This window comes from Klebsiella sp. HMSC16C06, from assembly GCF_001808325.1.
In the GTDB taxonomy this organism is placed as follows: Bacteria; Pseudomonadota; Gammaproteobacteria; order Enterobacterales; family Enterobacteriaceae; genus Klebsiella; species Klebsiella variicola.
On the sequence record NZ_KV793012.1, the window covers coordinates 332,459 to 357,819 of the forward strand.

Sequence of the window (25,361 nt, forward strand, 5' to 3'; positions counted from 1 at the left end):
TGATTCATAAAGGAAAAAAATAACAACAGAATGAATCAGATGAGTAAACTCGACGCCTTTATTCAACAAGCGGTGACGGCGATGCCGATCAGCGGCACGTCATTAATTGCCTCGCTGTATGGCGACGCTTTATTGCAGCGCGGTGGGGAAGTGTGGCTGGGCAGCGTTGCGGCGCTGCTGGAAGGATTAGGCTTCGGCGAGCGCTTTGTCCGCACCGCGCTATTTCGCCTCAATAAAGAAGAGTGGCTCGATGTCGTCCGTATCGGCCGGCGCAGCTTCTATCGCCTGAGCGATAAAGGGCTGCGCCTGACCCGGCGCGCGGAACATAAAATTTATCGCGCCAGTGCCCCGGAATGGGACGGTACCTGGCTGCTGCTGCTTTCGGAAGGCCTGGAGAAAAATGTGCTCGCCGACGTCAAAAAGCAGCTGCTGTGGCAGGGCTTTGGCGCGCTGGCGCCCAGCCTGCTGGCCTCGCCGTCGCAAAAACTGGCCGATGTCCAGTCGCTGCTCCACGAAGCGGGCGTCGCCGAAAACGTCATCTGTTTTGAAGCCCATTCGCCGCTGGCGCTCTCCCGTGCGGCGCTGCGCAGCCGCGTGGAGGAGTGCTGGCATCTCACTGAACAAAACGAGATGTATGAATCTTTCATCTCGCTATTCCGACCGTTACTGCCGCTGCTGCGCGACTGCGACCCGGCCGAGCTGACGCCTGAGCGCTGTTTCCAGATCCAGCTGCTGCTGATCCATTTTTATCGCCGGGTGGTGCTCAAAGATCCGCTGCTGCCGGAAGAGCTGCTGCCGGCGCACTGGGCGGGGCAAACCGCCCGCCAGCTGTGTATCAATATTTATCAACGCGTGAATCCCGGCGCGCTGGCGTTCGTCAGCGAGAAAGGGGAAAGCTCGGTGGGCGAGCTTCCGGCGCCGGGCCCGCTCTATTATCAGCGCTTTGGCGGTTTGCCGGGCGCATAAGGAGGTTGCATGCCGATTTATCAGATTGATGGACTGACGCCAGTGGTGCCGGAGGAGAGCTACGTCCACCCAACCGCTGTGCTGATTGGCGACGTGATCCTCGGTAAAGGGGTCTATGTTGGGCCAAATGCCAGCCTGCGCGGCGACTTCGGCCGTATTGTAGTTAAAGACGGCGCCAATATTCAGGACAACTGCGTCATGCATGGATTCCCCGGCCAGGATACGGTGGTGGAAGAGGACGGTCACATCGGCCACGGTGCAATCCTGCACGGCTGTGTGATTGGCCGCAACGCGCTGGTGGGCATGAGCGCGGTGATTATCGACGGGGCGGTCATTGGCGAAAACAGCATTGTCGGCGCTTCGGCCTTTGTCAAAGCCAACGCCGAGATGCCCGCCAACCATCTGATTATCGGCAGCCCGGCAAAAGCGATTCGCACCCTGAGCGAACAGGAGCTGGCGTGGAAAAAACAGGGTACCCGTGAATACCAGGTGCTGGTGGAGCGCTGTAAGCAGACGCTGCATCAGGTGGAGCCATTACGGGAAGTGGAAGCAGGGCGTAAGCGACTGGAATTTGATGAAAACCTGCGGCCAAAAACGCAGCGCTAACTTTCCAGGGCAACCCGGAGGGGCTCAGTGGATTAGTGCTCAGCCAGTTCGCGAAAGAACGCCGGGTTGGCCTGGATAACCGCCAGTACTTTTGCTGCCAGGCCTGTCGGGTTGCGCCGCCTGGACTCCCAACTTTTGATAGTATCCACGCTGGTACCCAGCGCTTTTGCCATTTCCGCCTGCGAAACATTAAGCTGCGTGCGGATGGCTTTCACATCAGCAACTTCATAGCGCGTCGCTCGGGCTGGGGCCTTGTTGCCGTCTTTGATCTCAACAGCCTCTTCCAGGGACGCTTTAAGCTCGTCGAAGTAACCCATTTCAAACCTCATTTTTAGTCGCCGGGTCAGTTTCCTGAGTTCGTTTTTTTCCGCTGCGCTCAGGCTCTCTTTGGTGAGCTTGGGGTAGGCTAAGACGAGATAGATGATCTCGCGGGTTGCCAGAAAATAAATCACCCGCACGCCGCCGCTTTTTCCCTGTGAGCCTGTCGCCATTCTTATTTTCCGTAACCCACCGGTATCCTGGATAAGATCGCCGAAATCCGGATTGCCTATGAGTTGCCTCTGCAGTGCCCTCAGATCTTCATCGCTGGCCAGCTGTTTTATCTGGCGGGTAAATAGCGACGTTTCGATAAATTCAATGGCATGACACACGAAAACGCTCCTTGCTAAGGTACCATGTACACCATCGAGTGTACATAGTACGCACTCCTGTTTTTGACCATGACAACGGTTGCCGTCAGCGACCGGGAGTGAGCCAGATTCGCGCGGCTACAGCCATGGTACAGGCTGGTGGCTTAAGGCGTTGGAATGATGTGTGAATTTACGAGGCGGCTCGTAAAAGGGGGATGGGCGAGGGGGAAAAAACACTCCCGCCGGGCGGCGGGAGTGGAAATCTTAGGCTGCAACCACGCTGTCGATGGCCGCTTTCGCGTCGGACTGCGCTTTGGCCGCCACTTCCGGGCCGTAAGCGATACCTTCGGCGAACACGAAGTTCACGTCGGTGATGCCGATGAAGCCGAGGAAGGTGGACAGGTACGGGGTGACCAGGTCGGTCGGGGTATCTTTATGGATACCGCCGCGGCTGGTCACGACGACCGCACGTTTACCGGTCACCAGACCTTCCGGCCCTTTCTCGGTGTAGCGGAAGGTGACGCCGGCGCGAGCCACCAGGTCAAAATAGTTTTTCAGCTGCGTCGGGATGTTGAAGTTGTACATCGGCGCAGCGATAACAATCACATCATTGCCTTTCAGTTCGGCGATCAGCTCGTCGGAAAGGGCCAGCGCTTCCTGCTGACGCGGAGTCAGCGGCGCGTCGCTCGGACGCAGGGCGCCAACCAGTTCACCATCCAGAACCGGGATCGGATTAGCGGCCAGGTCACGCACGGTGATCTCGTCGCCCGGGTGTTTTTCCTGCCATTGTTCAACAAAATAGTCGGAAAGCTGACCAGATTGTGAGTACCCTGCCAGAATACTGGATTTCAGAACTAATACTTTGCTCATGGGTGTTTCCTTTTTTAATGTGATTGACGGGTCAATGCCCTGGTGCTTGTTGACACTGTATTCACAATCGCGCCACAGAGATAGCGCAATATATCGAATCCTATGTTCAGATTTTTTGAACAAGGCACGGATGACACAGATGTGGTACTCTAAGGCAATACATCAAAAGAGATTTTCCCGGCAGAGCTCTGCCCGATAACGCTATGACAGAACAACAAAAAATCACCTTCCCCCAGCTTTATCAACAGCTCGATGGCCTGATGCTGCGCGATAAAACGCGCTTCGCCCGCCGTCTGCACGGCGTGAAGAAGGTTAAAAATCCTGAATCGCAACAAGCCATCCTCCACGAGATGGCGCAGGAGATAAGCCAGGCAGCCGGTAAAGTCCTGCTGCGCGAAGCGGCGCGTCCGGCCATCAACTATCCGGAAAACCTGCCGGTTAGCCAGAAAAAACAAGAGATTCTCGAGGCGGTGCGCGATCACCAGGTGGTGATCGTCGCCGGAGAGACCGGTTCGGGTAAAACCACCCAGCTGCCAAAAATCTGCATGGAGCTGGGCCGCGGGCTGAAAGGGCTGATCGGCCATACCCAGCCGCGTCGTCTGGCGGCGCGAACCGTCGCCAACCGTATCGCCGAGGAGCTGCAAACGGAGCCGGGCAGTTGCATCGGCTATAAAGTTCGCTTTAGCGATCACGTCAGCGACAACACCATGGTCAAGCTGATGACCGACGGTATTCTGCTGGCGGAGATCCAGCAGGATCGCCTGCTGATGCAGTACGACACCATCATTATCGATGAAGCGCACGAGCGCAGTCTGAACATTGATTTTCTGCTCGGCTATCTGAAAGAGCTCCTGCCGCGCCGCCCGGACCTGAAAATCATCATTACCTCGGCGACCATCGACCCGGAACGTTTCTCAAAGCATTTCAATCATGCGCCCATTATCGAAGTCTCCGGGCGGACTTACCCGGTGGAAGTCCGCTACCGGCCGATAGTGGAAGAGGCGGACGACACCGAGCGCGATCAATTACAGGCGATTTTTGATGCGGTTGACGAACTGGGGCGCGAAGGGCCCGGCGATATTCTGATCTTTATGAGCGGTGAGCGGGAAATTCGCGATACCGCTGATGCGCTGAATAAGCTGGATCTGCGCCATACTGAAGTGCTGCCGCTGTATGCCCGCCTGTCCAACAGCGAGCAGAACCGCGTCTTCCAGCCGCACAGCGGACGACGCATCGTGCTGGCGACCAACGTGGCGGAAACTTCGCTGACCGTGCCGGGCATTAAATACGTTATCGATCCCGGTACTGCGCGTATCAGCCGTTACAGCTACCGCACCAAGGTGCAGCGCCTGCCGATCGAGCCGGTTTCCCAGGCGTCCGCCAACCAGCGTAAGGGCCGCTGCGGCCGCGTCTCGGAAGGGATCTGTATTCGTCTTTATTCGGAAGACGATTTCCTGTCGCGCCCGGAGTTTACTGACCCGGAAATTCTGCGTACCAACCTGGCGTCGGTCATCCTGCAGATGACCGCCCTGGGCTTAGGCGATATCGCCGCCTTCCCGTTTGTCGAAGCGCCGGATAAGCGCAATATCCAGGACGGCGTGCGCCTGCTGGAAGAGCTGGGCGCCATCACCACCGATGAGCAGGCCACCGCCTATAAGCTGACGCCGATGGGCCGCCAGCTCAGCCAACTGCCGGTGGATCCCCGTCTGGCGCGCATGGTGCTGGAGGCGCAGAAGCACGGCTGCGTGCGGGAAGCGATGATCATCACCTCCGCGCTGTCGATTCAGGACCCGCGCGAGCGGCCGATGGACAAACAGCAGGCCTCCGATGAGAAGCACCGCCGCTTCCACGATAAAGAGTCCGATTTCCTCGCCTTCGTCAATCTGTGGAACTACCTTGGCGAGCAGCAGAAGGCGCTGTCGTCGAATCAGTTCCGCCGCCAGTGCCGGGTCGATTTTCTTAACTATCTGCGCGTGCGCGAGTGGCAGGACATCTACACCCAGTTGCGCCAGGTGGTGAAAGAGCTCGGCCTGCCGATCAACAGCGAGCCGGCGGAATATCGCGAGATCCATACTGCGCTGCTGACCGGTCTGCTGTCGCACATCGGCATGAAGGATGCCGATAAGCAGGAGTTTACCGGCGCGCGCAACGCCCGCTTCTCCATCTTCCCGGGTTCCGGTTTGTTTAAAAAGCCGCCAAAATGGACGATGGTGGCGGAACTGGTGGAAACCAGCCGGCTGTGGGGGCGCATCGCCGCCCGCATTGAGCCGGAGTGGGTTGAGCCGGTCGCGCAGCACCTGATCAAGCGCTCATACAGCGAACCGCACTGGGAGCGGGCGCAGGGCGCGGTGATGGCGACGGAGAAGGTCACCGTCTACGGCCTGCCGATCGTTGGCGCACGCAAGGTCAACTACAGCCAGATCGACCCGGCGCTGTGCCGCGAACTGTTTATCCGCCACGCGCTGGTGGAGGGCGACTGGCAGACGCGGCATGCCTTCTTCCGGGAAAATCTGAAGCTGCGGGCGGAAATCGAAGAGCTGGAGCATAAATCGCGCCGCCGCGACATCCTGGTGGATGACGAAACCCTGTTCGAGTTCTACGACCAGCGCATTAGCCACGACGTCATCTCCGCCCGTCATTTTGATGCCTGGTGGAAGCAGGCCAGCCGCGAAACGCCAGACTTGCTCAATTTTGAAAAGAGCATGCTGATTAAAGAGGGGGCGGAGCAGGTCAGCAAGCTGGACTACCCGAACTTCTGGCATCAGGGCAACCTAAAGCTGCGGCTTAGCTACCAGTTTGAACCGGGCGCCGATGCCGATGGCGTGACGGTGCATATTCCGCTGCCGCTGCTGAACCAGGTGGAGGAGGCCGGATTTGAGTGGCAGATCCCCGGCCTGCGTCGCGAGCTGATTATCGCGCTGATAAAATCGCTGCCGAAGCCGGTGCGGCGCAATTTCGTCCCGGCCCCTAACTATGCGGAAGCGTTTCTCGGCCGGGCGACGCCGCTTGAGCTGCCGCTGCTTGATTCGCTGGAGCGTGAGTTGCGTAAGATGACCGGCGTGACCATCGACCGCGAGGCCTGGCAGTGGGATCAGGTGCCCGATCACCTCAAAATCACCTTCCGGGTGGTGGATGACAAAAACAAGAAGCTGCAGGAAGGGCGCTCGCTGCAGGCATTGAAAGACGCGCTGAAGGGCAAAGTTCAGGAGACGCTGTCGGCGGTGGCCGATGACGGCATCGAGCAGAGCGGGCTGCATATCTGGAGCTTTGGTACGCTGGCGGAAAGTTACGAACAGAAACGCGGCAACTATAAGGTGAAAGCCTGGCCGGCGCTGGTGGACGAGCGCGACAGCGTGGCTATCAAGCTGTTTGATAATCCACAGGAACAGCAGCAGGCCATGTGGCGTGGTCTGCGCCGCCTGCTGCTGCTCAACATCCCGTCGCCGATTAAGTATCTGCACGAAAAACTGCCGAACAAAGCCAAGCTTGGGCTCTATTTTAACCCGTACGGTAAAGTGCTGGATCTGATTGACGATTGCATCTCCTGCGGCGTTGATAAGCTTATCGACGAGGCGGGTGGTCCGGTGTGGACGGAAGAGGGCTTCAGTCAATTGCACGATAAAGTGCGAGCCGAGCTCAACGACACGGTGGTGGAGATCGCTAAACAGGTCGAGCAGATCCTCACCGCGGTGTTCAATATCAACAAACGGCTGAAAGGCCGCGTGGATATGACCATGGCGCTGGGGCTGTCGGATATCAAAGCGCAGATGGCGGGTCTGGTGTATCGCGGTTTTGTCACCGGCAACGGTTTCCGCCGTCTTGGCGATACGCTGCGTTATCTGCAGGCGATTGAAAAGCGTCTCGAGAAGATGGCTATCGATCCGCACCGCGATCGCGCACAGATGCTGAAAATTGAGAGCGTGCAGCAGGCGTGGCAGCAGTGGCTGAATAAGCTGCCGCCGAACCGCCGTGAGGACGACGATGTCCGGGAGATCCGCTGGATGATCGAGGAATTGCGGGTGAGCTTCTTCGCCCAGCAATTGGGCACCCCGTATCCTATCTCGGACAAACGCGTCCTGCAGGCGATGGAGCAGATCACGCCGTAATCCCTTCCTTCCCCCCGCCCGGTGGCGCTGTGCTTGCCGGGCGGGGGCATATCCTGAGGCTGATACTCATCAGTACGCCGCACCCGGTAATCTTCCCGCCCCGGATGTGGCCCATACCGGTTCTCCCGGACGTAAAATTAACGGATTCTGAAAATCAACCCGGTGGCTTGGGGAACCTGCTTTATTGGCGTATGTTTAGCCTCGCTTTGCCGGATAAACAGGACTCGGAGTCTATTTTTACGATGATGGCTATGTACAGACTATTTATGCTGGTGTCGGCCATTCTTGTTATTACGGCGTGTAAGCCTTTCGTTCACGCTTTTTCCTGTGATGAAACCCAGCGGGCGATCAACGATGCCAATTTTTTTATTTTGACCTATCTTCCACCGCTCAATGGCGATGTGCAGAGCGTAAAAATTGACGGTAGCCAAAATAACGACGCAGGCACGCTGCGTTTTGCCCGGTGCCGCCGGCTGGAAAGTTACGAGCGAGCAAAAACCTTTAATACCGCGAATGACTCCACGATAGTCAGAGATAATGTTCACTGGCGAAATGATAAAGGATGGATGCGGGAATATATCCGACAGACCCGGAGCGCGACGGGAAATATCAGAAAAATGGTCATGCGTGAGCAGTTCTACACCGATAATCTCGGGCGCATTGTACGTTCAGATAATCTACTCGTGTCGCAGCAACCGCCCAAAGCCATGAGCACAACCACCTATCACTATGACGACCGCCACCGGCTGGCGCGTAAAACGGTCAATGGCGGCATGATGGCCATGCTTGTTGTCAATTATCGCTACGCGGAAGGGCATTTAAGCCGCATTGCCGACTCGGATGCGACCACGACGCTGCGTTGGGATGAAAAAGGGCGGTGGTTATCCGAGGAAAGAACCACCACGTATAGTACAAAACACCAGTCGCGCTGTTTAGGCTGGGACCCCGAGGGGAACTGTACCGGGGAATATGGCGAGCATGAAGGATACGGCGGAAAAAGCGACGCGTCTCTGCACTATCAGTATACGTATTATCCCCAATGATCGTCAGCGGACGAATGCCGCTGGTGACGCGTCCCGGCGCGGGTTTTCTCCCTCTCCCTGGGGGAGAGGGCCGGGATGAGGGCATCAGGCCGCCCGGATCTTACCCATTCACCAGCGCCAGCGTAAACCCATCCCATCCCTTGATGCCCACCGTCTGCAGCGCGGTGGCAGTGAGCCGCGGGTTATCCCCGATCATTTCGATAAACCGACGCACGCCCTGCACGCGCGCATCATCGCTTTGTCCGTTAATCACTTCGCCATCGCGCACCACGTTATCGCCCACGATCAGCGTCCCGGGGCGCGAATAGTGCAGCGCCCACTCCAGATAGCGAGGATTATTAGGTTTATCGGCATCAATAAAGATCAGGTCGAACGGCTGCACATTCGCGAAATTTTCCAGCGTGTTCAGCGCCGGTCCTTCAATGAGTTCAATGCGCTCGTTTAGCCCCGCAAGGCGGATATTCTGGCGCGCCACCCCGGCATGGCCAGGATCGGCCTCGAGGGTAATCAGCTTTCCGTCGGCGGGCAGCGCGCGCGCCATCCAGATAGCGCTATAGGCGCCGAGCGTGCCAATTTCCAGGATCCGCCGCGCCTGCGTTATGCGCACCAACAGCGCCAGAAGTTGCCCCTGATTGGCCGCAACATCATGTTCAGGTAGCCCGGCGCGTTTGTTGTTTTCCAGTACCTGACTCAGTATGTCATCTTCAGGAATAAGCGAAGAAATCATGAAATTATCGACGGCAGACCACTGTTGTTGCATAGATTGACTCCCTGGTGGTTGTTGCCGGGTAGCGCTGCGCTACACCGGCCTGAATATGGGTTTCTGCGCTCTCCACGGTTGTGGACCGGCGCGCACAGGGGATTCACGCGTTCATCCAGCCGCCTCCCAGCGCCCGGTAAAGATCGATCTGCGCCAGCAGCAGGTTGTTCTTCACCTGCACTACGCTAAGCTGGGTGGAGAACAGCGTTCGCTGGGCATCGAGCACATCCAGATACGAAGAGTAGCCGTTACGGTAGCGATTCTGCGCAATGCGCAATGTTTCCTCCGCCACCGCCACCTGCCCCTGCAGTTCGGCCAGCTGTTCACCGTAGCGGCTAATGGCGTCAAGGCTGTCATTCACCTCTTTGAACGCGCCGCGCACCGTTTTCTCGTAGCTATAGAGCGCCTGGTTGCGCTGGGCCATGGAGACATCCACCTGGGCATTTAACGCCTGGCGGTTAAGCAGCGGCGCCAAAATACTGCCGCCGACGCTCCACAGCCGCAGCGGGTTGTCCAGCAGGTCCGGCAGTGTACGATCCTGCAGGCTGCCGGTGGCGGTGAGGTTGATAGACGGCAGCAGCTGCGCCTGCGACGAGGCCAGGGTGGCATCGGCGGCCACCAGCTGACGCTGAGCCTGTACGATATCCGGGCGGCGGTTGAGTAAGGTGGACGGCAGTTGCGACGGCAGACGCAGCGGAGTGAGCTGGGCGAACTCGCCGCGTTTTACCGCGCCGGGGTTATCACCCAGCAGCACGCTGAGCGCATTTTCCTGCTGCGCAATCTGGTGCTGTAGCGGCGGGATCTGCGCCCGCGTTGACCGCAGCTCCGAATCTGCCTGCATCAGCTCAAGGCGTGAAGTATACCCGGTTTCAAACTGACGCTTCGCCAGGCGCCACGCGTCTTCCCGTGATTTCAGCGTCTGTTGGGTAACCCGCAGCTGCTCATCCAGCGACAGCAGGGTCACGTAGCCGACGGCCACCGAGCTGGCGACGCTTAGATTGGCCGCGGCTGCAGCGGCTTTTTGCGCCTCGAGGCTGGCTCCGGCGGCGCTGGCCGCGCTGCGATTCGCTCCCCAGATATCGACGTCATAGCTGGCGGTCAGGCCGCCTTTGTACAGCGTGCTGTGGATCGGCAGGCCGGTGGCGGCGGACTGCGCGCGGGCGCGGGTGCCGGTCAGGCTGGCGTCCAGCGAGGGGAAAAGGCTGCTGTCGGCGGCATAGGCCCGCGCCTGATACTCATTCACCCGCTCCCGGGCGATCAGCACATCGCTGTTATAGCGCAGCGCCCGGTCGACATACTGGTTGAGCGTGCTGTCATGGAAATTACGCCACCAGACGCCGTCCACCGGGCTGGCAGGGCCAACGTCGGCCCGCCAGGCGGCAGGGATGGTCAGGGTCGGCTGCGCGCGCTGCACGTCGGCGGACTGACAGCCGACCAGCGCCAGGGCGAGGGCAAGGGTGACCGGGCGGATCATGGCTGTTTCTCCGCGCGGGTATCAATGGTCACCTGCACCGACATACCGGGACGCAGGTGTTCGCTGTACTTCTGCCCGTCGTTGACCGTAATGCGCACCGGGATCCGCTGGGCGATCTTGACGAAGTTGCCGGTGGCGTTGTCCGGTGAGATGGCGCTGAATTCCACCCCGGTCGCCGGGGAGATGCTCTGCACCTTGCCATGGAAACGCTCACCGTTAAGCGCGTCGACGGTGAAGGTGACCGGCTGGCCGATACGCACCTCGGCAAGCTGGGTCTCTTTCAGGTTGGCGATCACCCAGTGCTGGGGCGGGACCAGCGAGGTCAGATGGGTTCCGGCGCTGACGTAGGCGCCAAGACGTACCGAGATCTGCCCCAGCTGGCCGCCGGTGGGGGCGATGATCTGCGTATTCTGCAGGTCGATCTGCGCCAGCTCGAGGGCGGCTTTGGCGCTGGCCACGTCGGCTTCCAGCGAATCGCGATTGACGATGGTCGATTCACGGTCCTGGCGCGACATCTCCAGCGCCGCTTTCGCCTGTTCAATATCCGCAGCCCCTTGCGCCGCGCTGGCGCGCGCCGAATCACGCTCGCGGATCGACAGCGAACCATCGGCAGTCAGCTCCTGTACCCGTTTTAAATCGGCCTGGATTTTCAGATTCTGCGCGCGGGCGTTTTGCAGCGCGGCTTCATTTTTGGCGATCGTCGCCTCGGCGCTTTTGCGCTGCTGCAGATTGTTGCGCAGCGCGGCCTCCTTCATCGCCAGAGTCGCCTGGGCCTGATGCACCCGCTGCTTATAGATGCGATCGTCTATCTGGAACAGCACCTCGCCCGGCTGGACAATTGCGAAATCTTTGACGTTGACGGCGGTGATGTAGCCGTTGACCTGCGGGCTGATAAAGGTGGTCTGCCCGCGCACATAGGCGTTATCGGTAAACTGGCTATGCCGGGTGAACGGCGGCAGTTGCCAGGCGTAGAGGATCACTAATACGCCGACGAGGCCTATCGCTGCGGCGGTAAAAATGGAGACCACGCGAATGTTGTTCCGGGTGTTGGCCTGTTGTTTGGCCGCATCCTGCTGACTCATAACGACTCCAGAGATGAAATGATGATAATTATTTGCTGCCGGTGGCGCGTTTTAAGGCGATACGGGCGGTCAGTCGTAAGCGAATTAAGCGCCAGAAAACCCACACTAATGTGCCGGCGGAGATGGCCGCCGTCAGCAGGTAGGTGTCATTCCAGGCGAGAATATTGGCCTGCAGCGTCGCGGCGTTTTGCAGCAGGGTGGTGGCCTGAACGTTAAGCAGGGTGCTGTCGCCGATCTGGCTCTGATACATCTGGCTATACTGCTGCAGCCGCTCGACGATCAGCGGGTTCAGGGTGGTGATCTGGTCCGCCAGCTGGCTGGAGTGAAATTTTTCCCGCCAGGTCTGGAAGGTGCCGAGGATCGCCGACCCCAGCAGACCGCCGATGTTCTGGCTCATGCCGAATAGCACCGAGAAGCTGACCAGGTTGCGCGGATCGGCAAACACGCCGCCAATGCCGGCGAGCATCGCCGGGGCCAGAAAGAAGGCGCTGCCGAAGCCGAGTAAAAACTGGCTGAACATTAATTGTTCCGGACGGGTGAGGGCGTTGGACTGGCTGTCGAGCAGCGAGGCTACCATGATCAGCGCCAGGGCGGTGGCGGTCGGCCAGTAGAGCTTCTGCGGGTTGAGCGTCAGACAACTGGCGATGATCCCGCACAGAATGCCGGCGAAAATTGACCATGCGAGGTTAGTCATCTGTTCGTTTTGCAGACCAACGTACTGCAACCAGCCGATGACCCCGGTGTTTTGCTCCGCCAGCACGATGCGGATCAGCAGCATAATCAGGCCGAGGCGTACGATGCTGCCGCTGGAGAGCCACTTGGTATTGAGCAGGGGATTGCTGCGGTTATGCTCAAAGGCGATAGCGGCGACGATCAGCACCACCGCTGCCGCCAGCGACCAGCCGATCCACGGCGCTTCAAACCACCACTCGAGCCGCCCCAGCGACAGCACGGCGCACACCAGCGCCATGCCGGGCGCCAGCAGAAAGAAGGTGATAAAATCCTTCTTCTCGAACACCTTTTTACGATCGCTCGGCGGCAGTTTCAGCGCGATGACGCAGGCCAGCGACACCAGCGCCAGCCCCAGTTCAAAGAAGTAAAGGCCGCGCCATTCATCGATCTGCAGCAGTTCGGTGGAAAAGAGACGCGCCAGCGGAATGGCCAGCGACGAGCCGGTGATGCCGATGGTTAGCCCTTTCAGGCGGTGGCGTGCGGGCCAGGCCTGCACCTGGTAGTAGATCCCCAGCGAGCTGAGCGCTGCGGCCACCATGCCGTGGGCGGCGCGGACCATCATCGCCGAGCTGAGATCGTTGACGAACAGGTGGAAAAAGGTGACCAGTACATAGAGCACCAGAAAGCCTTCGGTAAAGGCGCGCAGCCCAAACTGCTGGCGAAATTTCACCAGCAGCAGGTTGATGGAGACGTTGGTCATGACGTACACCGCCGGCAGCCAGGCGATCTCGGTCGACCAGGCGGCGAAGGTGCCCTGCAGCAGCTGCAGGTTGGCGGTGACCACCGCGTTGCCCAGCGCGCCGGTGAGGCACACCAGCAGGCCGACCACGCCATAGGCGAGACGTTTCTGCGGACTGTGCAGCGGCGTCGAGGGCGAGCCAAGCAGGGCTGGTTTTTCATGCGGCGCCCAGTCATGCGGGGCATAGGGGTTATCCTGGCGACGGGGCATTATTTCTTCTCCACTTCGCGCAGCAGTTTTTCCAGCACACGCTGAGTTTGCTCCCGCTCCTGCGGGGTAATCGCCGTCAGGATCTCTTCGCGCAGATCGTCCGCCACCGTTTTGACCTGCTCATACAGCGCCATTCCCTGCTCGGTGGCGACCAGCAGCCGCTTACGTTTATCGCTGGCGGTGGTGACACGCTCCACCAGGCCGAGGGCGACCAGCCGGTTGATCAGCGGCACAATGGTCGGACTCTCTACCCCCAGCTCCTGCGCCAGTTCGCTTTGCGACAGCGGCTGTGGCTGGCGGGCAATGGCCGCGACCGCCACCCAACTGGCCTGGCTCAGGCCAAGGTCCTTTAGCCGACGGTTGACCGCCAGCCGCCAGTGATGGGCGGTGAGGTATAAAAGATGGGAGAAGTTAAGCTGTCGATTGTCCATAGGTCGTCTGTCAATATCGTTAGAGCTCTAACGAGTTTATGTCGCGCGACCGCCATAATTCAAGGCGAAGGAAAAAAATTGGTTAACGGTATGTGCGTTTATTGTGGCAAATAGCGATGGGTTAACCCGCGAGCCCTTTACTCACTGAGGATGCTCTTATTCTGCGCCATGACCCAGGTGATAAAGGCCCGTAGCGGCACCGGTATATGTTTCCGGCTCGGGTAGTAGACGCAGAAATGGTCGGCAGGATAGTGGTAGTCGGGTAACAAACGGACCAGGCTGCCCGCGCTCAACTGCTGCGTCACCAGCGACTGATAGACAAAGGCGATGCCTAATCCGCTCTCCGCCGCCTGGATCATCGCCGTATCGGAATCAACGACCAGATCGCCTCTGACCGCGACTTCGCTTGGCTCACCGCTGGGGCTAATAAACTCCCAACGGTACTTTTCGCCGCTGGGAAAACAGCGGTTGATGCAGCGGAAATTGACCAGCGACTGCGGGGTGTCGGGCTCGCCGGCCTCGCGGATATAGGCCGGGCTGGCCACCGGGATCAGCGACAGCTTCTCGCCAAAGGGGATGGCAATCATATCTTTGGGCACATCCTGCGAATAGCGAATACCGGCGTCAAAACCGGACTCAATAATATTGACTTTCCGATCGGTGGTATACAGTTCGAGCGTTACATCGGGATAGGCGGTTTTAAAGGCAATAAAATAGTGTTGAAAAAACAGGTCAAGAACAATACGCGGTAAATTGACTTTCACCACGCCTTCCGGCGTCAGGCGATGATAATTCAGGCTGTCAACCACCCGGCGATAATCATTGACCACCGGCGTCATATTATTAAGAAATTCCTCACCCACGGTAGTTAATGACAAACTGCGCGTCGAGCGATTCAGCAGGCGTACGCCTAACTTTTCTTCCAGATGATTAATAGCGCTGGTGAGGGCCGGTGGTGAAAGATTTAATGCCCTCGCGGCCTGGCGAAAACTGCCATGTTTCACTATGAGTATTAATATTTCAATTTGTTGCAAATCCGGCAAGGTTTTCATTGTTAATTTCCAGCTAACACCGAGTTCGGAATAGATTAATTGTTATCAATGTAAAAGGGAAGTATATATTTAATAACATTCAGCACGTAAGGAAAATAAGGTGAAAACACGTTATCTCGGAAAAGAGAAGTTCCAGGTTTCCGCATTGGGTCTCGGATGTATGGGAATGAGTTTCGCCTACGGCGGCGCCGAGGAGTCGCAGGCGATTAATACGATTCATGCCGCGGTGGACATGGGCGTGACCTTCCTGGATTCTGCCGAAGTGTATGGTCCTTTCGATAATGAAGTTCTTGTCGGGAAAGCGATAAAAGGTATCCGCGATAAGGTGCAGATTGCCACCAAGTTTGGTTTTCGTATTTTGCCGACCGGCCAGGGACTGGAGCGGATGGCCGGCGTCGACAGTCGTCCGGAACATATTCGCGAGTCAGTGGAAGGGTCGCTGAAGCGGCTGAATATCGAGACCATCGATCTGCTCTATCAGCACCGCGTCGATCCGGCGGTGCCGGTGGAAGACGTGGTGGGCACCATGGCCGACCTGGTTAAAGAGGGGAAAATTCGCCATATCGGACTGTCGGAAGTCTCAGCCCAGACGCTGCGCCGGGCCTGCAAGGTGTATCCGATTACCGCCGTGCAGACGGAATACTCGCTGTGGACCCGCGAGCCGGAGGCCGGTATTCTCAACGCCTGCCGCGAGCTGGGGGTGGGCTTTGTCCCATACAGCCCGCTGGGCCGCGGCTTCCTGACGGGAAAAATCACCGATCCTGGCGTCTTCGCTGAGGATGATTTCCGCCGCAATCTGCCGCGCTTCCAGGCCGAGACCATGCGCAAAAACCAGCTGCTGCTTGAGCGCCTGCAGCAGGTGGCCACGCGCTATGACGCGACCCTTGCGCAGATTGCCCTTGCCTGGGTCATGAGCAAAGGCGAGGATATCGTGCCTATCCCGGGGGCGAGAAAAATTGCCCATCTGCGTGATAATGCCGGAGCCGCCAATATTACCCTCTCTCCTGAGGATATTCTCACCATCGAAGATATTTTCACTCCCGATAACGTCACTGGCTTACGCTATAACCAGGGCGACTTTAACTTAATCGAAAAATAACTCCCTGAATACTATTCTCCCGCCGTCCTGGCGGGAGATGAGGTTACTTATGACTATTGCTGTTTCCCGTTCGGCGGGATTGCCTGCGGCAGTTTATGCGCTTTCCGTGGGCTCATTTGGTATTGGTACCACCGAATTTGTGATTATGGGATTATTGCTTGATGTGGCCCATGATTTTCATATATCCATTACGCTTGCCGCCTGGTCTATTACCGCTTATGCCTGTGGGGTGGTGATTGGCGCGCCGCTCCTCACACCGCTATTAAGCCGCTACCCCAAAAAACCGGCGTTGTTATTTCTGATGATCTTATTTTCCATCGGTAATTTAGGTTGCGGTATTGCCGGTAATATGACCATGCTCATTATTTTCCGGGTAATAACCGCCTTAGCTCACGCCTCATTCTTCGGCATCAGTTCGGTCTATGCCGCGGAGCTGGCGCCGGTGGATAAACGGGCTTCGGCGGTCTCCGCCGTCTTTCTCGGCGCCACCCTGGCCAATATTCTGGGCGTGCCCCTCGGCGCCTGGGTAGGGCAATACCTTGGCTGGCGCTACACCTTCTTTATGGTCACGCTGATTGGCATTCTTTCCGCCCTGGCAGTCATTGCCCTGGTGCCCGGCCGTCAGGCCCAACCGGCGGTGCAGAGTCGGATCCGCGACGAGCTGAAGGTGCTGCGCCATCCGACGGTGCTGCGCAGCCTGCTGATCACCGCGCTCGGGTTTTCCGGCGTCTTCGCCGCCTTTACCTACATTGCGCCCATGCTGAAAACCGTCACCGGGATGAGCGAACATCTCATTCCACCGGTGCTGGTGCTGTTTGGCGTCGGGATGGTCGCCGGGAATCACCTCGGCGGCCGCCTGACCGACGGTGGGGTCCGCCGGGCGCTGCTGCTGACCCTGGCCTTGCTTATCGTCGTCCTGTGCCTCTTTCCGTTCGCCATTCAGACGCTACCCGGCGCCTGCGCGGCGGTGTTTCTGCTGGGGGCGGCGATGTTCTCCACCATTCCGCCGCTGCAGATGCAGGCGCTGGACAGCAGTGAGACCGGCAAAAGCATGGTCTCCTCGTGCAATATCGCCGCCTTTAACCTCGGCAATGCCGCTGGCGCCTGGTTTGGTGGGCTGTTGCTCACCGCCGGCGTCTCCCTCTCGCATATTCCCCTGGCCGGTGCATGCCTGACCGCCAGCGGATTTGTTATCGCTAGCGTGACGTTGTCACCTTTAAAAGGAAGTCAAGCATGAAGTATCGGTATTTAGGTTCCACCGGGCTGTCGGTGTCGGAGCTCTGTTTTGGCGCCATGACGTTTGGTGAAAAAGGGGCCTTTCTCGGCGCGCCGGGACGCAACTGGTCGGAATTCGGCGTGGTGCCTGAGCATACGGCATACGATCTGGTGTACAAAGCGCTGGACGCCGGGATTAACTTTTTTGATACCGCGGACTGTTATAAAAACGGCCAGGGCGAAGAGCTGCTCGGTAACGCGCTGAAGGGGAAACGCCAGCAGGTGATTATCGGCACCAAAGGACGCTGGCAGACCGACCCCAATCCGAACGCGCTGGGGGCGTCGCGCTACCATATTATTAATGCCGTCGACGCCAGCCTGCAGCGGCTGAAAACGGATTATATCGATATCTATCATCTCCACGGGTTCGATCCGCGCACCGCGCTGGAGGATACCCTGCGGACGCTGGATGCGTTGATTCGCGCCGGGAAAATTCGCTACATCGGGGTCTCCAACTACGCGGCCTGGCAGCTGGCGAAGGCGCTGGGGATCTCAGAGCGCCTCGGACTGGAAAAATTCTGCGTCTATCAGGGCTATTACAATATCGCCGCGCGAGAACTGGAGCATGAGATTATCCCGCTCAGCGTCGATCAGAACGTCGGCATCACCGTCTGGAGCCCGCTGGCCGGGGGCTTCCTCACCGGTAAATACCCTCGCAATCAGGCGTTTCCTGAGGGCAGTCGGCTGGCGAACGCCACCCCGTTTGAGTCGGCGCCGATCGCCAATCGCGAACAAGCCTGGCAGACTCTGGAAGTGATGCAGGAGATTGCCCGTCAGCGCAACGCCAGCGTGGCGCAGGTGGCGCTCAACTGGTTGCGTACCCGCCCGGGGATCACATCGCTGGTGATCGGCGCGACCAAACTCGCCCAGCTGGAGGATAACCTGGCGGCACTGAACTGGACGCTGAGCGACGAGGAGGCGGCGATCCTCAACAGCGTGAGCGAAAAAGAGAAGCCTTATCCCTACTGGCATATCTGCAATGTCGCCGGCGATCGCCGTCTGGCCGACGATATCTACCCCTAACTCACCCTGCACCCAGGCAACACGCGTATGCCCCCCTGGGGGCATACAGAGAGGCTCGATCGTGAAAAAAGTACTCATTGTTGGCGCCGGCCCGGTAGGGTTAATCATTGGCTGCTATCTGAATAAGTATGGAATTGATTTTGATATTATTGATAAAAATACACACAGCACCACCTGGTCCAAAGCGCTGAGCGTCAGTCCGGCGACGATTAAAGCCTTCCACGGCTTAGCCCTTGCCGGGGAGCTGACCGCCCAGGGCAAGCAGGTTCAGTCAATTTACGCCTGGTATAAAAACCGCAAGTTTCTGCATATTGATAACCGCCATCTCCCCACCTGCTATCCCTTCCATGTCAGTATCCCGCAGCCGCGGACGGAGAAGATCCTTGAAACGGCGCTGGCCGAGGCCGGTCAACTGGTGAAACGCGGACATCAGCTGGTCTCCTGGCGGCGGGAGGAAGGGCGCTATCACGTCTCTCTGCTCGACGATGCCCGCCGGGCCTGTTCCGCTACTTATGACTATATTATCGGCGCCGACGGCGCGGCCAGCACCGTCCGGGAGCTGGCCGGGATTGGCTTTAGCGGCCATGATTACCCGCTGCATTTTGTAATGGCGGACGTGCAGTTCGCCAGCGCGGCGACGCTCCCGGGAACCTCTTACTATATTGACGAGCTGGGCTTTCTGATCTTTCTGCCCATGCCGGACAATCAGGTCAGGATCGTGATTAAAAGAGCCGGTCGATTACCGTCGCCGCGTCCGGTGCCGGATCTGCAGGAGATCAACGTGGCGCTGGCGCGCTTCTGCCCCGAGGTTCCTCCGGCGCAGGCGCTGACCTGGTCCTCCAGCGCCAACTTCTATAACCGGATCGCCGATGACAATCTGCAGCACAATATCATGCTGGCAGGCGATGCTTTCCATCTGTTCAGTCCGATTGGCGGGCAGGGGATGAATACCGGTATTCAGGATGCGATTAACCTGGCCTGGAAGCTGGCCTTTTACCTGCATGGCGTCGCCAGCGACCGGCTGCTGGCATCCTATCGCACCGAGCGCTTCGCCGCGGTGAGCGGCGTGCTGCATGCCACCGATCACGATACCGGCCTGATTGCCGGTCTGGTGCCGAAAAATCATATCGACGCGGTCTACTTTCCGGAGTTTTGCAATCGTCACTATTATCGCCACCAGCTGCCGCTGCAGTACGCCGGCTTTGCCGCGCCGCAGAGCGCTCACCCGAACGGCCTGATGGGCCACCATGTCCCGTGGTACGTCTTTACCTCGCCGCAGGCGAGGTTTCGCAACAGTTATGACGCCTTCGCCAGCGGTAAGGTCGTGGTCTTTTCCGCGCGCGTCGACTGTCCTCCCTTATCCCGCCTGAAACCTGGCGGCTGGTTTATATTCTGCGCCCTTGACCCGGCGGACGAGGCGTTTCTCGAGGCGCTACAGATTGGCCGCGATGACTATGCGGTGATCAATCCCGATGGCTATGTGGGCTTTACCGGCAGCGAAGCCGGGACATCGCAGTATCTTTCCTCGCTCTACGTAATGGAATAATCATGAATAAAGTGTATATCGTCGCGGCCTGCCGTACGCCGGTGGGGCGTTTTCTTGGCGCCCTGAAAACGGTCTCTGCGGTGGAACTGGCCGCGCTCACCGTCCGCCACAACCTGCAGCAGGCCGGGATTGACCCGGCGTGGATTGACGAAGTGATCTGCGGCTGCGTCCTCGCCGCCGGGCAGGGGATGGGGCCGGCGCGTCAGGTCGCGCTGCGGGCGGGGATCCCGGTGCAAAAGCCGGCTTACACCCTGAATATGATCTGCGGTAGCGGTATGAAAAGTATTACCGAAGGGGCGATCCATATCCAGAGCGGTTATGCCGACATGGTCGTCGCTGGCGGGATGGAAAACATGAGCCAGGCGCCGTTTTTGCTGCGGGGAGAGATAAGGGGCGGCATGAAATTTGGCGCGTTCAGCAGCGAGGATCTGATCCAGAGCGATGGCTTAACCGATCCGCTGTTGCATATTCCGATGGGGGAAACGGCGGAGGCCATCGCCGCGCATGAGCAGATCTCGCGCGCAGAACAGGACCAGTACGCCCTCGACAGCCATCAAAAAGCCTCCGCCGCCAGCCGCGCCGGCCATTTTGCCGAGGAGATAGTGCCGGTGACGGTCAGCGCGAAGCGGGGCGTCAGCGTGGTCCGCGAGGATGAGCAGATCCGCCATGACCTTAGCGCCGACCAGCTGGCGGCGCTGAAACCGGCTTTTCGTCGCGACGGGAGCGTCACGGCGGGCAACGCCTCGGGGCTGAACGACGGCGCGGCATCAGTGATCCTCGCCTCGGCGCGCGCCGTTGCGCAGTACGGCCTGCGGCCGCTGGCTGAGATAGTCGCCTTCGGCGAGGGCGGCGTCGACCCGGCGATGATGGGGCTTGGGCCGCTGCCGGCCATGACGTGCGCTCTGCGCCGCGGGCGTTTTCAGCTCAGCGATATGGCGCGACTGGAAATTAACGAAGCCTTTGCCGCGCAGGTGCTGGGGGTGGTCAAGGGGCTGGCCCGCGAGCATCAGATGACGGCGGAGGAGATAGCCGCCCGCCTGAACGTCAACGGCGGCGCGATTGCCCTCGGGCACCCGCTCGGCAGTTCCGGAACCCGGATTGTCGTGAGCCTTCTGCACGCGCTGCGTCGGGAGAATAAACCGACCGGCCTGGCCTCGCTGTGTATCGGCGGCGGGATGGGTATTGCGTTAATTGTGAAAGCGATCTGAGGAGACAAGCGCCATGGAAAAATTAATTGTGGTGGGTGAGAAATTTACCGATTTTGCCCGGCGGCATCAGAACGTGCTGACCGTCAACGAGTTTGAGCGTTTTGTCTGGAGCGGCGAGCTCGCCGGCGTCGATAAAATCGTCATTGGTCAGGGCGTGCAGCTCGACGACATCTCCCGCACGGTCTGCATTATTCGTCAGCACTATCCGGATAAAATCCGCCAGATCGTCAATCTGCAGGATCTCTATTATCAAAACAACCGCGATCATCAGCGGCTGGTGCATAAACGTAAAAAAGAGAACATCCTCATCACCTCGCCGGAAAAACGCGATGAAGATAGCTATTGCGCGCGTCTGATCCTGCAGGACGCCTCGGAGCTGCTCTGCGACCACCAGACCGGGCAACACATCCAGGGGATGGTGCTGATCGAGGCGGCGCGGCAAACCATCATCGCCACCTCGGAGAAATTTCTGCTGGCGGAGGCGGGCGTGGCGATGGACGAGAAGTACTTCACGCTGAGCTCGCTGCAGGTAGCTTTTTCCAGCTTTGTTTTCCCGCTGCCGGTGACCATTGTGCTGAATGTGGTGTCGCGCAAAAGCTCAGCCCACGGCCGCTTTACCTGCGAGTGTTCGGTCGGTTTTGACCAGACCGGCACCCGCAAAGCGGAAGTCGGCTTTAGCTTCAGCGTCTATGACCTGAACTACATTACTCGTAAGGAGTGTGAGCAGGCGGCGCTCTGCCATCAACATTATCTGGTCAGTATTGAGCAGGGGGACGGGGATGAGCATCGCCTTTTTTGACGTGGATGAAACGCTGATTACCGGCAAAAGTATGTTCCTGTTTCTGCACCGCTATGCCGAGGAATATCCGCTGCAGTGCGGTTTGACGGCCGCGGCGATTGTCCGCCAGCTCCAGGCGCTTAGCAAAGCGGGTCAACCGCGGGAGGCGATCAATCGCTACTACTATTCGCTGTTTCGCCATGAGCCGCGCGCCCAGGTACGGGCGGTTGCTGAGGCACTGTATCGCGAAGGTGGGTACGGTTTTCACCGTGAGGTGGTGGCGATCCTCCGGCAACATCAGGCGCGCGGGGATGACGTGGTGTTTGTCTCCGGATCGATGACCGACATTCTCTGGCCGGCGATGGCGGCGCTGGGGGTGGAGCATGCCCTGTGTTCAGAGCCGGTGGTGGTTGACGAACACTATACCGGGGAACTCTGGCGGACCGCCATTGGCGAACATAAGGCGTTGCATGCTCAACGCTACGCGCAGGAACGGGGCCAGCCGCTGGCGGCGTGCTATGCCTTTGGGGACCATATCTCGGATCTGCCGCTGCTCGCGCTGGTTGGCAACCCCTGCGCGGTCAATCCGTGCGCGGCGCTGCTGGCGGAGTCGCAGCGTCGGGGATGGCCGGTGCTGTGGTCTAACGGCGGTTGACGGCACGATAGCGAAAAAAAGGGGGCGGCGCTACGCCACCCCCTGATTCACATCCTGACGGGGATCAGCCCGGGTAGATGCCGCGGTCTTTACGCGCCATCAGGATGCGCTCGCAGGCCACGATATAGGCGGCGGTACGCAGCGTACACGCTTTCTCGGCGGCTTTATCGCAGACGTGAATAATGGCGTCGGTCATGATGCGGTCCATCTTGGCGTTGATCTCTTCTTCGCTCCAGAAGAAGCTGGCCATATCCTGCACCCACTCAAAATAGCTGACGGTCACCCCGCCGGCGTTACAGATAACGTCCGGCACTACGATCACGCCGCGCTCGGCAAGCACGTCGTCCGCTTCCGGATAGGTTGGGCCGTTGGCCCCTTCCAGCACCAGTTTGCAGGTCAGCTTCTCCGCGCGCTCGCGGGTGATTTGCCCTTCCAGTGCCGCCGGGATCAGAATGTCCATCGGGGTGGTCCAGAAGGCGTCTTTATCGATCTCCTGGGCGCCAGGGAAACCGGCAATCTGCTTTTTCTCCGCCTGCCAGGCGGTGAGGGCGGCCATATCAATCCCGCCTTCGTTATACAGGGTCGCGGTATGATCCTGAATGACCACCACGCGGGCGCCGACGCCGGCGAACAGGCGGGCTGCTTCGCTACCGACGTTACCAAAGCCCTGCAGCGCGACTTTGGCGCCTTCAATTTCGATACCGGCGCGACGAGCCACTTCCCGGCCGGTGACAAATACGCCACGCCCGGTGGCCTTTTCACGGCCGAGGGAGCCGCCGAGGTGGATCGGTTTGCCGGTGACCACGCCGGTAATGGTGGTGCCATGGTTCATGGAGTAGGTGTCCATCATCCATGCCATCACTTTACCGTTGGTGCCGACGTCCGGCGCCGGAATATCTTTCTGCGGCCCGATAATAATGCCGATTTCGCTGGTGTAGCGGCGGGTCAGACGCTCCAGTTCACCTTCTGACAGTGAGAAGGGGTCGACGCGAATGCCGCCTTTGGCCCCGCCGTAAGGAATATTGACCGCGGCGCACTTAATGGTCATCCAGGCAGAAAGTGCCATGACTTCGTTAAGATCGACATCCGGATGGTAGCGAACACCACCTTTACCCGGTCCACGCGACAGATTGTGCTGAACGCGATAGCCCTCGAAGTGGCGGATGGTGCCGTCGTCCATTTGCACAGGAATGTCGACGATCAGCGCACGCTTCGGATGGCGCAGGGTTTCCACCCAGTAGGCAAGATCGCCGAGATAAGGCGCGACACGGTCGATCTGGCGCAGGTAGGTGGTCCATGGAGATGTACTACTTTCAGATGCGTAAGATAACTTTTCCATAAGAGTCCTGTTTCTCAGTGTTATTTATGTCGTGTAAAACCGTGGAATAGCTACAGCAGTAAACTCTGTGCAATGAATGGTATCACCAATTTTATAAAGCGGTATTTGACGGCAATTCCGATTTTTAAATTTTTGTTAGATTTTTTATTTTTTAAGTGAATAACTACGCACGCCAACCACCTGCAAGCTGTGCATTTTAATTCACTTTTTATTCACTTAAGTGCATAGAAAAATATTTTTTCTATGTTTTTCATTATCTTGATGATCTTCAAAAAGTGAATAAATTGCTTCCACCCGTATTGACAATCTTATTGTTCACAGGCCAGCATTAGCCCACACAACAACATGACGTTAACCATGAATTAACAAATACCCGCAAAATAAATAGGGCTTATTTTTCCTGTGGTGAATATTTTTGCCATCACAGCGGGCGCGCTCGTGTCCAAAATAAGCCGAGGGTCAGGGTTAATGTCGATTGTCCAACGCGGCGGGAGCGTTTTCCGTCGTCTTACGTTCCGGAGATGAATGATGTCAGGCACTATGACTCGCGAAGATTTTGACGCTTACCTGGTTCCCTGTTTTGCCCCCGCGCCGTTTATTCCGGTCAGGGCGGCGGGTTCCCGCGTCTGGGACCAGCAGGGGAAAGAGTATATCGATATGGCGGGCGGCATTGCGGTGAATGCCTTAGGCCATGCCCATCCGGCGCTGGCTCAGGCCCTGCAGGATCAACTGGCGAAACTGTGGCATATCGGCAATGGCTATACCAACGAGCCGGTGCTGCAGCTGGCGAAAACCCTCGTGCAGTCGACCTTTGCCGATAAGGTGTTTTTCTGCAACTCCGGCGCCGAAGCCAACGAGGCCGCTCTCAAACTGGCGCGGAAATACGCTCACGATAAGTTTGGTGGTGAAAAAAGCGAAATCATCGCCTTCAACCATGCCTTCCATGGCCGGACGCTGTTCACCGTCTCCGTCGGCGGCCAGCCGAAATATTCCAGCGATTATGCTCCGCTGCCGCAGGGCATTACCCATCTGCCCTATAACGATATCGAGGCGGTCACCGCGGCCATCTCTTCGCGCACCTGTGCGGTGATCGTCGAGCCGATCATCGGCGAAGGCGGCGTGATACCCGCTGACCCGGCGTTCCTCCAGGCGCTGCGCACCCTCTGCGATCGCCATCACGCGACCCTGATATTCGATGAGGTGCAGACCGGGGCGGGCCGTACCGGCCATCTCTACGCCTACCAGCACTACAACGTCGTCCCGGACATCCTCACCAGCGCCAAAGGGCTGGGGGGCGGCTTCCCAATCGGCGCGATGCTGGCGAAAGAGGCCTGGGCACAGGTTTTCCAGCCGGGCACCCATGGCACCACCTTCGGCGGCAACCCGCTGGCGGCGACCGTCGCTAACGCCGTGCTGGCCCATCTCGATGCGCCGCTGCTGGCGGGCGTTGGCGAGCGCCATGCGCTGATTGTTGACCAGTTGAATGCGATCTCTGCCCGTTACGATGCGTTCAGCGCCGTGCGCGGCACCGGTCTGCTGATCGGCGCTGAGCTGGCGGGGCCGCTGCGCGGCAAGGCCAAAACGTTGACCAACCTGGCGGCGGAAGAGGGGCTGATCGCCCTGATTGCCGGCCCGGACGTGCTGCGCTTCGCGCCGGCGCTCAATATCCCGCTGGCGGATATTGCGGAAGCCTTCGTGCGCCTTGATCGCGCCGTTGCCCGCTTAACCCGCTAACCGG

General features: G+C 58.7%; 20 protein-coding genes and 3 pseudogenes. 12 read left to right on the forward strand and 11 right to left on the reverse strand.

Features of this window, described 5'->3' with window-relative positions; translation table 11 throughout:
• The first annotated feature begins 39 nt into the window (after positions 1-39).
• Positions 40-966 (forward strand): phenylacetic acid degradation operon negative regulatory protein PaaX, encoded by a 927-nt coding sequence (gene paaX, locus HMPREF3142_RS20445; RefSeq protein WP_162493262.1) that lies wholly within the window; start codon positions 40-42, stop codon positions 964-966.
• Positions 967-975: 9 nt separating this feature from the next.
• Positions 976-1,572: a phenylacetic acid degradation protein PaaY gene (paaY, locus tag HMPREF3142_RS20450; RefSeq protein WP_008805114.1), complete on the forward strand. Its 597-nt coding sequence runs from the start codon at positions 976-978 to the stop codon at positions 1,570-1,572.
• A 32-nt stretch (positions 1,573-1,604) separates the two neighbouring features.
• On the opposite strand, the gene nadS is transcribed toward paaY, so the two are convergent.
• The 3 genes and pseudogenes from nadS to azoR form a co-directional block, all read right to left on the reverse strand.
• On the reverse strand, positions 1,605-1,889 hold the full coding sequence (nadS, locus tag HMPREF3142_RS20455) for a NadS family protein (protein ID WP_023297513.1): 285 nt from the start codon (positions 1,887-1,889) through the stop codon (positions 1,605-1,607).
• A gap of 12 nt (positions 1,890-1,901) precedes the next feature.
• A pseudogene (locus HMPREF3142_RS20460) lies at positions 1,902-2,222 on the reverse strand (type II toxin-antitoxin system RelE/ParE family toxin); the annotation flags it as partial.
• A gap of 243 nt (positions 2,223-2,465) precedes the next feature.
• Entirely contained in the window at positions 2,466-3,071 is a 606-nt protein-coding gene (azoR, locus tag HMPREF3142_RS20465; RefSeq protein ID WP_002902889.1) for an FMN-dependent NADH-azoreductase, read from the reverse strand.
• A gap of 203 nt (positions 3,072-3,274) precedes the next feature.
• On the opposite strand from azoR, the gene hrpA reads away from it, so the two are divergent.
• Together hrpA and HMPREF3142_RS20475 are read left to right on the forward strand one after the other, a co-directional pair.
• Positions 3,275-7,177: an ATP-dependent RNA helicase HrpA gene (hrpA, locus tag HMPREF3142_RS20470; RefSeq protein ID WP_070612506.1), complete on the forward strand. Its 3,903-nt coding sequence runs from the start codon at positions 3,275-3,277 to the stop codon at positions 7,175-7,177.
• A gap of 29 nt (positions 7,178-7,206) precedes the next feature.
• The gene (locus HMPREF3142_RS20475) at positions 7,207-8,220 is read left to right on the forward strand and encodes a hypothetical protein (RefSeq protein ID WP_224275428.1); all 1,014 of its coding nucleotides are present in this window, start codon (positions 7,207-7,209) and stop codon (positions 8,218-8,220) included.
• 100 nt (positions 8,221-8,320) lie between these two features.
• Here HMPREF3142_RS20475 and HMPREF3142_RS20480 read toward each other — a convergent pair whose 3' ends face one another.
• The 6 genes and pseudogenes from HMPREF3142_RS20480 to HMPREF3142_RS20505 all read right to left on the reverse strand — a co-directional run bounded on the left by HMPREF3142_RS20480 (position 8,321) and on the right by HMPREF3142_RS20505 (position 14,700).
• Positions 8,321-8,980, reverse strand: coding sequence for an O-methyltransferase (locus tag HMPREF3142_RS20480; protein ID WP_032754220.1), 660 nt, complete (start codon positions 8,978-8,980; stop codon positions 8,321-8,323).
• A gap of 103 nt (positions 8,981-9,083) precedes the next feature.
• On the reverse strand, positions 9,084-10,454 hold the full coding sequence (locus HMPREF3142_RS20485; RefSeq protein WP_070612511.1) for an efflux transporter outer membrane subunit: 1,371 nt from the start codon (positions 10,452-10,454) through the stop codon (positions 9,084-9,086).
• On the reverse strand, positions 10,451-11,536 hold the full coding sequence (locus HMPREF3142_RS20490; RefSeq protein ID WP_008805107.1) for an HlyD family secretion protein: 1,086 nt from the start codon (positions 11,534-11,536) through the stop codon (positions 10,451-10,453). Before HMPREF3142_RS20490 ends, HMPREF3142_RS20485 begins: the two co-directional genes overlap by 4 nt.
• A 28-nt stretch (positions 11,537-11,564) precedes the next feature.
• A pseudogene (locus tag HMPREF3142_RS20495) lies at positions 11,565-13,217 on the reverse strand (MFS transporter).
• On the reverse strand, positions 13,217-13,648 hold the full coding sequence (locus HMPREF3142_RS20500) for a MarR family winged helix-turn-helix transcriptional regulator (RefSeq protein WP_008805105.1): 432 nt from the start codon (positions 13,646-13,648) through the stop codon (positions 13,217-13,219). Before HMPREF3142_RS20500 ends, HMPREF3142_RS20495 begins: the two are co-directional and overlap by 1 nt.
• A gap of 137 nt (positions 13,649-13,785) precedes the next feature.
• Positions 13,786-14,700, reverse strand: coding sequence for a LysR family transcriptional regulator (locus HMPREF3142_RS20505; protein ID WP_047666478.1), 915 nt, complete (start codon positions 14,698-14,700; stop codon positions 13,786-13,788).
• A gap of 100 nt (positions 14,701-14,800) precedes the next feature.
• On the opposite strand from HMPREF3142_RS20505, the gene HMPREF3142_RS20510 reads away from it, so the two are divergent.
• The 7 genes from HMPREF3142_RS20510 (at position 14,801) to HMPREF3142_RS20540 (ending at position 22,284) form a co-directional block, all read left to right on the forward strand.
• On the forward strand, positions 14,801-15,799 hold the full coding sequence (locus HMPREF3142_RS20510) for an aldo/keto reductase (RefSeq protein WP_032732908.1): 999 nt from the start codon (positions 14,801-14,803) through the stop codon (positions 15,797-15,799).
• A 49-nt stretch (positions 15,800-15,848) separates the two neighbouring features.
• Positions 15,849-17,036 (forward strand): MFS transporter, encoded by a 1,188-nt coding sequence (locus HMPREF3142_RS20515; RefSeq protein ID WP_008805102.1) that lies wholly within the window; start codon positions 15,849-15,851, stop codon positions 17,034-17,036.
• Positions 17,033-18,097 (forward strand): aldo/keto reductase, encoded by a 1,065-nt coding sequence (locus HMPREF3142_RS20520; RefSeq protein WP_008805101.1) that lies wholly within the window; start codon positions 17,033-17,035, stop codon positions 18,095-18,097. Before HMPREF3142_RS20515 ends, HMPREF3142_RS20520 begins: the two co-directional genes overlap by 4 nt.
• Positions 18,098-18,158: 61 nt before the next feature.
• Complete coding sequence (locus HMPREF3142_RS20525) at positions 18,159-19,643, forward strand: FAD-dependent oxidoreductase (RefSeq protein ID WP_046622571.1); 1,485 nt, start codon at positions 18,159-18,161, stop codon at positions 19,641-19,643.
• 2 nt (positions 19,644-19,645) lie between these two features.
• Positions 19,646-20,851 carry an acetyl-CoA C-acyltransferase gene (locus HMPREF3142_RS20530; protein WP_070612512.1) on the forward strand — a complete coding sequence of 402 codons (1,206 nt, stop codon included), beginning with the start codon at positions 19,646-19,648 and terminating at the stop codon, positions 20,849-20,851.
• 13 nt (positions 20,852-20,864) lie between these two features.
• Complete coding sequence (locus HMPREF3142_RS20535) at positions 20,865-21,650, forward strand: AfsA-related hotdog domain-containing protein (RefSeq protein ID WP_012541915.1); 786 nt, start codon at positions 20,865-20,867, stop codon at positions 21,648-21,650.
• A complete protein-coding gene (locus HMPREF3142_RS20540; protein ID WP_016160925.1) occupies positions 21,631-22,284 on the forward strand; it encodes an HAD family hydrolase in 654 nt (217 codons plus the stop codon). Before HMPREF3142_RS20535 ends, HMPREF3142_RS20540 begins: the two co-directional genes overlap by 20 nt.
• 64 nt (positions 22,285-22,348) lie before the next feature.
• Here the strand turns inward: HMPREF3142_RS20540 and HMPREF3142_RS20545 are convergent, their stop codons facing one another.
• Positions 22,349-23,623: a Glu/Leu/Phe/Val family dehydrogenase gene (locus HMPREF3142_RS20545; protein WP_008805096.1), complete on the reverse strand. Its 1,275-nt coding sequence runs from the start codon at positions 23,621-23,623 to the stop codon at positions 22,349-22,351.
• 212 nt (positions 23,624-23,835) lie between these two features.
• Positions 23,836-23,982: pseudogene (locus HMPREF3142_RS29555) on the reverse strand (hypothetical protein).
• Positions 23,983-24,151: 169 nt separating this feature from the next.
• Here HMPREF3142_RS29555 and HMPREF3142_RS20550 point away from each other — a divergent pair.
• Positions 24,152-25,357 (forward strand): bifunctional succinylornithine transaminase/acetylornithine transaminase, encoded by a 1,206-nt coding sequence (locus HMPREF3142_RS20550; RefSeq protein ID WP_012968351.1) that lies wholly within the window; start codon positions 24,152-24,154, stop codon positions 25,355-25,357.
• Positions 25,358-25,361: the final 4 nt, after the last annotated feature.